This window comes from Mycobacterium asiaticum, assembly GCF_001673315.1.
GTDB lineage: Bacteria > Actinomycetota > Actinomycetes > Mycobacteriales > Mycobacteriaceae > Mycobacterium > Mycobacterium asiaticum_B.
This window is the reverse complement of record NZ_LZLQ01000138.1, coordinates 1-1,699: the sequence shown is the minus strand read 5'-3', so window position 1 is coordinate 1,699 and position 1,699 is coordinate 1. Positions and strand designations below refer to the sequence as shown.

General features: G+C 75.0%; 1 protein-coding gene and 1 pseudogene. Both read right to left on the bottom strand.

The window, feature by feature from the left end; translation table 11 throughout:
• Positions 1-199 (bottom strand): PPE domain-containing protein (locus A5636_RS22245; protein ID WP_155763952.1); only part of this gene is annotated, 199 nt, incomplete at its 3' end.
• 49 nt (positions 200-248) lie between these two features.
• Positions 249-1,699 (bottom strand): annotated as a pseudogene (locus tag A5636_RS26910) (PE family protein); the annotation flags it as partial.

The following is a 1,699-nucleotide window of genomic DNA, read 5'->3' as shown; positions in this document are numbered from 1 at the left end:
CTGCCATCGCGGTCGACGATGGTCCCTGCCACGCCCCATCAACCAGCCCCGAGGTCACCGCACCGAACGACGCCGCCGCCGAACTCAACTCGGCGGCCAGCTCATCCCAGGCGGCGGCTGCGGCTAACAGGGCCCCCGAACCCGCCCCGGTGAGAATCAGCGCCGAATTGACCTCCGGCGGCAGAATCGCGAAATTCATGCTGCCGTCTCTTTCATTTGCATCCTGCGCATCGTCCGTCGGCCGTCAATCACGGTGTTGCCCCCAGTCCGCCGCTTCCGCCGGTGGCGGCTGCCCCGGGAGTGGAGCCGCTGTGGTGGTTGGGGCCGGAAGCGCCGCCGGGGCCGACGGTTGGGGCCTTGGTGCCGCTGTTGCCACCGGCCCCGCCGGCGCCGCTGATCCCACTGTCGCCGCCGGCACCGATGGCGGTCCCGCCACCCGCGCCGCTATTACCGCCGTTCCCCCCATTACCGCCCGTGCCACCGTCCGCGGCCTTGCCGCCGCCACCGCCCGTACCACCGTTGCCGCCATTGCCGCCGGTCGAAATGCCACCGTGACCGCCGGTGCCACCGATACCGCCATTACCGCCCTTACCGCCGGCGGCGATACCGGCACCGCCTGTGCCGCCGCCTCCACCATTGCCACCGCCACCGGAAACGGTGCCGATGGCGGACATGCCGTTGGGTCCGCCAGCGCCGCCGTTACCGCCCTGACCGCCTTCCCCGCCGACGTAGCCGCTGCCGCCGCCACCACCAAGGCCGCCGCCGGCGCCACTACCGCCTCTGGTGACGCTGCTGTTGCCGCCGACGCCGAAGCCCCCATTGCCGCCGGCACCGCCCTTACCGCCCTGGTAACCGAACTCGTTGCTGCCGTTGCCGCCGGCACCGCCGGCACCACCGGAACCACCGGAGCCGCCAACGATTCCGGCGTTTGCGCCGGTGGAGCCGCCGTTACCGCCGGCGCCGCCGGACCCACCGGAGCCGCCGTCGCCGCCGAAGCCGTTGAGGTTGCTGCCGCCGGCACCACCGGCGCCACCGGTGCCACCCGATGCGCCCGTGACCCCGGTAGCGTCGCCGCCGCTGGTGTTGCCGAAGCTGCCGTTACCGCCGTTGCCGCCCGCACCGCCCTTGCCCCCTACGGCGGTGGCGTCACCGCCGGGGCCACCAGCGCCACCAGAGCCGCCCGCCCCGCCACGCCCGCCGCTAGCTGTATTGGTGGCGGGACCACCGTGGGAGCCGTGTCCCCCGGCTCCGCCGGCGCCACCGAGGACGACCCCGGCCCCGCCCTTGCCGCCGCTACCGCCACTACCGCCATTGCCCCCGCCGGTACCGCTGGTGATCCCGCCGCTGCCACCGAAGCCGCCGTCGCCCGCAGCACCACCGGCGCCCCCGACGTACCCGCTGCCACCGGCTCCGCCATTGCCGCCGTTTGCGCCGTGACCACCTGGGGTGAGACCGAGGCCAGCGCCGCCGGTGCCACCGTTGCCACCAGCACCGCCCTTACCTCCGGTGGCGCCGGTGGCGGTGCTGTTTCCGCCAGCGCCGCCGTGGCCGCCCGCACCAGCCGAGCCAGCCGAGCCAGCGCCGCCGTTGCCGCCGCCGCCGCCATTACCGCCCCTGCCGCCCGCCCCGGCCGAAAACGCGGGCAGCGGCGCCGCCGGCGGTGGCGGCGGCAACGGTGGCACCGGCACGACTGGCGGCG